Raw genomic sequence first — 9,620 nt, 5'->3', positions numbered from 1 at the left:
GAAGCTGAAGCTTCGGATACACTAAGAGACTGGCTCACCTGTGTTGCAGCATTATAGTTAGCGTCCCCTGCCTGGTCAGCATAAATGGAACACGAACCTACGCCTGTAATATGAACTTTCCCGTCCACAATGGTTGCCACGTTTTCATCGGAAGAACTGTAGGAAACAGCTAACCCGGAAGAAGCCGTTGCAGCCGGATCGAAATCGGCATCACCAAATGTTTTAGCAGACATTGCATCAAACGAGATCGTCTGCGAAGCTTTAGAGATAACAAGGGTTCCGTTAGCCGAACCTGAATAACTTTCATCGTCAATAGTTGCAACCACGGCATAACTCCCAGCATTAACAGGAAGAACAGAACCACCGTTATATGTAATTACCACACTTAGTCCAGAAGGTGTTGTAGTTGCCACGGCTGCATGGGTAAGACTGTCGAATACGGCAGTTAATCCGGATAATCCAACAGAAGCTGAAGCTTTGGATACGCTAAGAGACTGGCTCACCTGTATTGCAGCATTATAGTTGGCGTCCCCTAACTGATCCGCATAAATGGTACAGGAACCTACGCCTGCAATGTGAACTTTCCCGTCCACAATGGTAGCCACACTTTCATCAGAAGAACTGTAAGAAACAGCTAACCCGGAAGAAGCCGTTGCAGCAGGATCGAAATCGGCATCACCAAAAGTTTTAGCAGACATTGCATCAAACGATACAGACTGCGAAGCTTTAGAGATGACTAACGTTCCGTTGGCCGAGCCATTATAGCTTTCATCGTCAATAGTAGCCACCACTGCATAACTCCCAGCATTAACAGGAAGAACAGAACCACCGTTATATGTAATTACCACGCTTAGTCCAGAAGGCGTTGTGGTTGCCATGGCTGCATGGGTAAGACTGTCGAATACGGCAGTTAATTCGGATAATCCAACAGAAGCTGAAGCTTTGGATACGCTAAGAGACTGGCTCACCTGTGTTGCAGCATTATAGTTAGCGTCCCCTGGCTGATCCGCATAAATGGTACAGGAGCCTACCCCTGCAATGTGAACTTTCCCCTCCACAATGGTAGCCACATTTTCATCGGAAGAACTGTAAGAAACAGTTAACCCTGAAGAAGCCGTTGCAGCAGGATCGAAATCGGCATCACCAAATGTTTTAGCAGACATTGTGTTGAACGTAATCGTCTGATCCATCTTTAACGTTGTCAAACTTTTTGCTTCGCCATAAGATATTCCTGCCGGATTGATGGCATAAGCCTGAAAATAGTATGTTGTAGCCGGGGATAAGGAACTTACTGTCTGACTGAAAGTTCCGGTTCCTGAACTAATTGCTACTTTTGTTTCTCCCTCTGCTATGGTTGGAGTATTGTCGGTTTTGGAATAAACCACACCGGTTTCACTAACTGTTCCGTTATTATCTGATGTTACTTCTCCACTCAGAGTCGCAGATGTTACCGATACAGAACCTGCAGTAGAAGTTGTTACAGTAGGAATCCCCACCACACTTAACGTTACGGTGTAAACAGATGTACTGTAATCTGTTCCGTCACTTACATCAAAAGTAAAAGATGTTGATCCTGAATAACTGGTTGTGTAATACTGTAAATTTCCGGCGTCAAGATCTGCCTTACTTACGGTTGAACTGTTCGATAATTCTTCGCCTGAATCGTAAGCGTCATTGTTGTTTGCATCAACATAAAGTGTTCCGTAACCGGGAATTGCTGTGATACGTATATGATCTATTGGATCACTATCAACATCAGAATATCCAAAGTCGGAAGTAGAGAAGATATAAACCTGGTTTTGGTTTGGTCCTGAGGAAGTAGAGACGTTTGATGCGGTTGGAGCATCATTGGCATTGGTTACGGTAATACTAATTTCCAGTGTTGCGGTGTTGTTATTTGCACTGCCATCGTCAGCGATTACAGTAATTTTATACACATTATCAGTGTTTGCATCGGATGGATTTTCGAAGTCTGGAACAGTTTTAAAGGTAAGAGCCCCTGTTGAAGAATCGATATCGAACAAATCATTGTCGCCGCCGGAAGTCAAAGAGTAGGTAATCCCTGTATCAGTTGAGCCGCCATCGCCATCGTTGGCATCAATATTGGCAACAGTTCCTGTTCCGTTTTCGGCAAAATCTACGGTAGCATTTATTTGATATTGATGTACTTTTTTTGTAGCTCCAATTACATAAAAATAAGATCCGTCTGAACTAAAAGCTAATCCATAAGGGTTTAATTCCTCAGAACCTGTATCAAATCCAATACTGTTAAAACTTATTGTTGACAGATCAAATGGTGTACTTAAATTATAAACAATCAGTTCTCCTCCAATTGTAATAACAAACATTTGAGATCCATCAGCATTAAAATCTAAATCCATCGCATTGGAGCTCTCAATAACAGTGTATGAATTGGAAGTATAAACAGCTGTTGATATATCAAAGGCTACACTCAACGTATACTCAAGTATTGCCTTGGAGCTGTATCCCAAAAGGTACATTTTAGTTCCATCATTGCTAAAAGTTATGTCATTATAATCTGAACCTTCAGCAGGTGTAATTCTAGCATTAAAAGAAGCACTTGATAAATCATAAGCTGTAGAAAGATTATATTCACTTATGCCTGCACCGCTATTCCCGGTATGATAGAACCTGGTACCGTCATTATTAAATGCAATTCCTTGTGACCTATAACTTAAATTTAAACTGGTATTATAAACAGCCGTAGTTATATCCCAAGGGGAACTTAAATCATAACTTACTATTTTTCGATCATATGTACTGGCAAACATTACACTACCATCGCTGCTAAAGTCAATACCGTAAGCAGAACTTAGTTGTGAAATAACATTAAAAGAATTCCCTGAATAAGCAGCAGATGATACATCAAATGCGGCGGTGGGAGCTGTAAAAACAGGAGCATGTAACGCGCTAGTTGTAAAACTTTCAACCCCGCCATATGATGTGCCTTCGGAGTTAATGGCGTAAGCCCGCACATAATATGTGGTTCCATCCAATAGACCGGTAACCGACTGAGAAAAAGCTCCGGTTCCTGACCCGATCTGAACTTTGTTATCAGACGTGGTAGGGGAGCCGCTTGTATTGTAAACTATCCCACGTTCGTAGACTGTTGCACCACCGTTGTTGGTAACATTTCCTCCCAAAAGAGAAGAAAAATAGCTTACGGATGTAGCTGTTGATGTTGTTACAGTCGGTGAAGTAAGTCCTGCAGTCCATGTTGAAAAGGCATCAATTGCACTCAACGTTAATGTATTAGAAGATATGTTTACAGTTCCCTTATTGTCGGACCAGCTTTTTCCACCATCGGTTGACCTCAGCAAGTGCAGATTTGCTTCGGTTATTGAATTCAACTCTGAATCATCGTAATGAAAGACCAAACTGGCATTTAAACCACTGTTATTTGTAGGTGTAATTTCATAATATCGTGATATCCCCGCTATTCCACCTGTTTGTTGGGCATGGCCGCGAGTAATAACTGTGCTGCCCAAATTGGAAGATGTAGAAATTTCTGCACCCAGACCTCCTATGTTTTCATTAATATTGCTCAGTGAACGAGTTGTGGTTATTGTACCTGAAGTACCGTACAAAAGTCCCGCATCTTCAATCAATATACCTGAATTCCCGAGTATAATAGTTTGTCCATTCAGGTCAAGATTACTTTCAAGTATAAGAGAATTAGTAACTTCAAGTCCTGATAATAAAGTAGCGGATGACGCACTTCCTAAAACTAAGTTGTTAACTGTGGGAGAACCTGACACCACAGCATTGGCTCCACCGCTGTAACTATAAATCCCTACATTATCAGAAGGCACAGGAACGCTGCCTAGACTCCAGTTTGATGCCGTTGACCAATCTGAAGATGACGTGTTGAGCCAGGTGTTGTATGCTGAGGAAGCAATCCAGTCTGTAGATGCATCCATATTTGTAAGAACACCATCGTTACCGTTTCCTGAAAGATCCTGTAATACTGTTCCTGAAGAATTATCAAAACTATAATAAGCTATCAAATTGTCTTCATTTCCAGTAAGGTTCTTATACATGTTTTCACGTATTTCCTCTTGTGTACGAACATCACTCCATATGCTGAATTCATCCAGTTGACCATTCACGACTTCCCAATATGCGCCATAAAAACCCCCAATCCTAAAATTCGTTGAAATATCAGTATCCGACGGTCCTGACTCGTCGTCTAAAACACCATTTATGTAAAGCTTTGAGCCTGAATTATCCATAGTAATTGCAACATGCGTCCATTCATTAACTGGCAAAGCACTCGATGACATTAATTCGTCTCCGTTAATCATATACCACGTTGCTATTTTACCCACACCATTAACAAGGTATATTTCATCATCATCCCAGGCATCTGAAAGTACCCTGGAGTGTGTTACAGGAATTGCTTTTGGTTTTATCCAGAAGCTAATTGTACCCTGGGTAAACGCCGGGCTTAATGTTGGTATATCAACACAATCATTGTTCCCATCAAAATCCAGACAATTCTTTGGGCCAAATATGGCCGAAGAGGTTGTCCATTCACTGCCTGTCATATTAGTTAGAGTACCATCGTAAAGTGAAGTTCCTTCTGCATTATCTGCTGTTATTCCCGATGTTTCGTTAAACGGATAATATGCGACAAGATTAGATTCGGCCCCGGTAAGTTCTTTGTGCATATTTTGCCTGATTTCGCTCTCAGTTCGCTCATCATTCCAAATACGTACCTCATCAATCTGTCCTGAGAAAAAGGCTGTCATTCCAGAAGAACTTAGAGTCGCACCGATATAAGAGCTATTTCCAATATTATTGGTAGTTACTCCTCCATCCGAGATTGTTTGGGCAATACCGTTTACGTAAAGTATGTAGTTTGTACCGTTAAAAACCAATGCTATATGAAGCCACTTGTCTGAAGAATACGTCTCTGATGTTATCTTTTTGGTTCCTTCTGCAACAAATGTCAGGTTGTTGTTTTCATGAACAGCTAAATCAAGGTCGTTATCGTTGGCGTCTCTTAAAGCTATAATTCTTCTCCTAAAAGTCCCAACCTTACTATAATCGCTAACATTAATCCACGCTTCAACTGTGTAAGCAGAAGTTAGATCAACAATGCCGGTTGGCATAGTTATATAATCATCTGCTCCGTCAAAGGAAAGACAATTGTTTTGTGCATTTGAATTTAAAATTGACGTGAAAAGAAGTGTCATGATTGTGGTAACAAGTAATAACTTTTTCATGGTATATGTTCTTAATGATAAGTTAATTTTTAAAAATCAGATGTAAAAGTATTAAAATATTTTGATTAAATCAATAATTAATTAACAGTAAATTAATAATTGATGATTTTTTGTCATTTGTAGGTTAATTAATGTGGTGGTGAAATCTTTTTTTGTTATCAATTGAGAGCAATAAAGTGGTAGCAATTTGTGTTTAGTTAAGGGATTATACTTTTCGTCCGGATGTCTGGTATGGCTGTCATTTTTAACATAACTATATGCACGTTTAAACATTTTGATCCGGACAGATATATCCATTTTATATTTTTTGTCATGTATTAGTCGTATATTTAAAAATTTCGAATTAAATTCAGGGAATCGTATTAACTGTATTCGGGTAAGGCTTAATTATTTTATAGTAAAAAGTGTTTAAGCGTGAATGTTATGTATTTTTACATCTTGATCTTTATAAATTCATTCAAATGAAAAAAATTTCTATTATTCTTTTTCTGGCCTTTTATTATGCTGTAAATGTTACTAGTGCGCAGGAAACCGGGAAAATGATGTTGTCTGGCAACAGTACAGAGGATAATGTGACCTGGGATTTCTTTTGTACTTCAGGAAGAAACAGTGGAGAGTGGACAAAGATCAGGGTTCCGTCCTGTTGGGAGCTGGAAGGATTCGGACAATATAACTATGGCTACGAACGGCATAAATCCTCAGAAAAAGGATTATACAAAACCACGTTCTCTATTCCGGATGCCTGGAGGAATAAACGCGTTTTTATTGTTTTTGACGGTTCAATGACCGATACAAAGATTTCAATCAACGGCAAGCAGGCGGGCGATATTCATCAGGGAGCATTTTATCGGTTCAAAAGAGAAATAACCGATTTACTGAAGCCGGATTCAGAGAACAAACTGGAGGTTGAGGTGAGCAAGCAGTCCGCGAATGCAAGCGTTAACAGTGCGGAGCGTGATGCCGATTTCTGGGTGTTTGGAGGTATTTTCAGACCGGTATACCTGGAAGCTGTTCCGGAAACTTTTATTGAGTACACCGGAATTGATGCCAGACATGACGGTACAATCAACATGAATGCCTTCCTGGATAAAGAAATATCCGGCGCAGATCTTACAGTTGATATTTTAGAAGCGGGATCAGGAAATAAAGTCGGATCATTCCATTCGGAATCAAAAGGTAAGCATAAAAAACTAACAGCTTCTTCAGTAATAAAGGATATTAAACCGTGGTCAGCAGAAACGCCAAACCTGTATGATGCTGTTATCACAGTGAGCAGGAAAGGGAAACAGCTTCATTCTGTTACAGAACGGTTTGGATTCAGAACGATAGAAGTACGTGAAAGAGACGGGGTTTATATTAACAATAAACGCATCATGTTTAAAGGCGTTAATCGCCATTGTTTCTGGCCTTCTACAGGACGTACAGTCAGCAGAGCACACAGTCTGGAGGATATTAAACTGTTAAAGGAGATGAATATGAATGCGGTTCGTATGTCGCACTATCCACCGGATAAGGATTTTCTGGAAATGTGTGATTCCGCTGGGATATATGTTATTGATGAGCTTTGTTCCTGGCAACGTCCGCCTTATGATACCGAGGTGGGTACCATACTGGTAAATGAAATGCTGAAAAGAGACCTGAATGATCCTTCTGTCATATTCTGGGCAAATGGGAATGAGGGTGGATTTAATTTTGATCTTGATCCGCTTTTCAAGGATATGGATTTACAGAAACGTCCCGTGATACATCCGTTTGGATTGCATGATAACATTAATACGGTGCATTACATATCCTTTAATTCAGGGATTAAAAACATGTTTAACGGACGCGATATTTTTATGCCCACAGAATTGTTACATGGATTATACGATGGCGGTCATGGTGCCGGCCTCGATGATTACTGGAATCTGATGCTTTCCAACCCCTTGTCTGCGGGTTTATTTTTATGGGATTTTTCTGACGAAGGTGTTGTGCGAACCGATAAAGAAGGCATACTTGATACCGATAATGCTTCAGGTGCCGATGGTATTCTGGGGCCCTACAGGGAAAAGGAAGGCAGCTTTTACACCATCAAGGAAATCTGGTCGCCGGTTTACGTTGAAAAGAAGTACGTAACACCCGCCTGGGATGGTACACTGAATATTGAAAACAGGTATGATTTTACCAATACAAAGCAGTGTGGTTTTTCTTATGCCCTGAAAAAGTTCAGTTCTTTGAATGGCTCTGTCGATGAAGTGAAAGGTGAAATTGAGGCTCCGGATATCGAACCCTGGAACAGGGGCAAACTGAATATTTCGTTACCTGATGACTGGAAAGATTATGATGTCCTTTATGTTACGGCAAAAGCCCCCGATGGCAGTGAACTGTTCACCTGGAGTTTTGAATTAAACTCACCTGCATTTTTTGCACACAGAATGATGAAGGAGCAACCTTCAGGACAAAAGGATGTGCTCATTAGCGAAGATGATTCTTTATATACTTTGTCTGCATCCGGCGTATCTGTTAAAATAAGTAAGACTACCGGTTTGCTTCAACAGGTTGACAATGCTGATGGGATGATTCCAATTTCTGATGGTCCTGTTTTCATCACAGATCAAAAGTTAAGATGCAAGAGCGTAAAGCTGAGAACGGAAGATGGAGTTTCCTCAATAGATGTTGTTTACAGTTATCCAAACAGGTGGGATGCCTATCGTTTTTCGTGGACTATGCAGAAAAACGGAATCCTGCAGCTGGATTACAGTTACCGGCCTGCCGATAATATTAAGATGAGCGGGATAACCTTCAGTTTCCCGGATCAGGAAATAACCGGAGCAAAGTTGTTTGCCAATGGACCGTACCGGGTTTATAACAACCGGTTAAAGGGTGGTTCGCTTAATGTATGGGATAAAACTTACAACGATGCCATAACGGGAGAGGTATGGGAATATCCTGAGTTTAAAGGTTACTACTCCCTGTTTTACGGCATGAAACTGGAATGCCCGACACCGTTTGAAGTATACTGTGCCTCAGAAGATGTTTTTCTGCATCTGTTTACACCGACTATTCAACAGCATTATGATCCGAAACGGAATTTTACATTTCCGCCGTATCCTTCCGGTGATATCTCATTTTTGGATGCTATACCTGCTGTAGGGACTAAATTTCAGACCGCTGAAAATTTCGGTCCGCAATCTCAGTTGCATCGGTTTAAAGGATTCAGTGCTACACCAGACATGCAAAACCGCTTATATTTCAAATTTAATTAAGCAACCAATTCGGTTATAGCGTAGAATGATGTGTTGATCGGTATTTGTATCTAATTGTTCAGTTCGGGTTGAGCCGTTTTAAAGCGCAACTGCTTTACCAGTATAAAGATCCAGACCGCAACTATGGCACTGATAATTCTTGGTATTGTGACCCAGAACAAAGGGGCTCCGATGACAACAAATATCAGGGTTTCCTGGACTAAGGAGTGGCTGATGCCAATGGAAATATGCAGTTTATTCAAATCATAGGGCGATAGCTTTTCCTTATCCTGTGAGAGGATTATTCCGGATCCGTAAACCAAACCAAACAGGTTTGCTGCAAGCCAGACAACAGTTGTCTCAGATGAGATGCCAAACAAAGCCATTAGTGGTTTAAATAATCCTGATATTGTTCTGATGATGCCGTAATGATCCAGAATGCGGTTCAAAACAGTGAGTACATTAATGATGACCAGAATTTTAAGAATAAGTATTGAATTGGTACTCAACCATAACAGTAACGTTCCGGAGAGGCTTAAAGTGGCTTCCGGGGAAAAATTACGGTGCAGAATTTCACCGCTCTCCGGGATAATAAGATTCAGGATATAACCAAGAAAAATACTCATTCCCAATCGGATAATTGTAATAAGCAGAGCATTTGCACCAGCTTTTTTCTGGATCATGGACTCAATGGGCATATTATGCGCAATCAGCAGAATGGCGGCAAGAATAGTAATCTCCTTTAATGTGAGTGGCATGGTTATCATTATGGCAATAGCTGAATAACAGTTTACCAGAACGCCGGTAAAATATACGATCACTGTTTCACCAGATAAACCCAGATGTTTGAAGAGTGGAGTAAAAGGAACAGCCAGTTTATCGATGATGTCATAAAACTGCAGGACGGTTATGGCAAAAGATATTGGGATCATAAACAAGAGGATATTGACCGATATTGTTAACCCGGTTTTAAAGCCTTCCCATATGATGTGCTTCAGATTTGCCAAATCAATTCTTTTGATTTGGCTAAATTAGATAAAACATTCGAAAAACTTTTCCAAAGCCTCAAACTTTGGGAAAGTTAAATTTTCAACTTATAGTCTGCAATAAATTCTGCAAAAACTAGCATGAAATTGCAAATTCAAAG

At 40.4% G+C, this 9,620-nt stretch carries 3 protein-coding genes; 1 reads left to right on the top strand and 2 read right to left on the bottom strand.

Translation table 11 applies throughout. The features are described from left to right. A partial coding sequence (locus ACE01N_RS19310; RefSeq protein WP_380592500.1) for a LamG-like jellyroll fold domain-containing protein occupies positions 1–5,249 on the bottom strand: 5,249 nt, incomplete at its 3' end. Positions 5,250–5,710: 461 nt separating this feature from the next. Between ACE01N_RS19310 and ACE01N_RS19305 the strand changes: the two genes are divergently transcribed. Next, on the top strand, positions 5,711–8,494 hold the full coding sequence (locus ACE01N_RS19305; protein WP_380592498.1) for a glycoside hydrolase family 2 protein: 2,784 nt from the start codon (positions 5,711–5,713) through the stop codon (positions 8,492–8,494). A gap of 50 nt (positions 8,495–8,544) precedes the next feature. Here ACE01N_RS19305 and ACE01N_RS19300 read toward each other — a convergent pair whose 3' ends face one another. Beyond that, positions 8,545–9,480 (bottom strand): hypothetical protein, encoded by a 936-nt coding sequence (locus ACE01N_RS19300; protein WP_380592496.1) that lies wholly within the window; start codon positions 9,478–9,480, stop codon positions 8,545–8,547. Positions 9,481–9,620: the final 140 nt, after the last annotated feature.

It is taken from the genome of Quyinboa ferrireducens (assembly GCF_042436675.1).
GTDB lineage: Bacteria > Bacteroidota > Bacteroidia > Bacteroidales > UBA5342 > JBHJHP01.
This window is presented reverse-complemented; position numbering and strand designations above follow the sequence as displayed.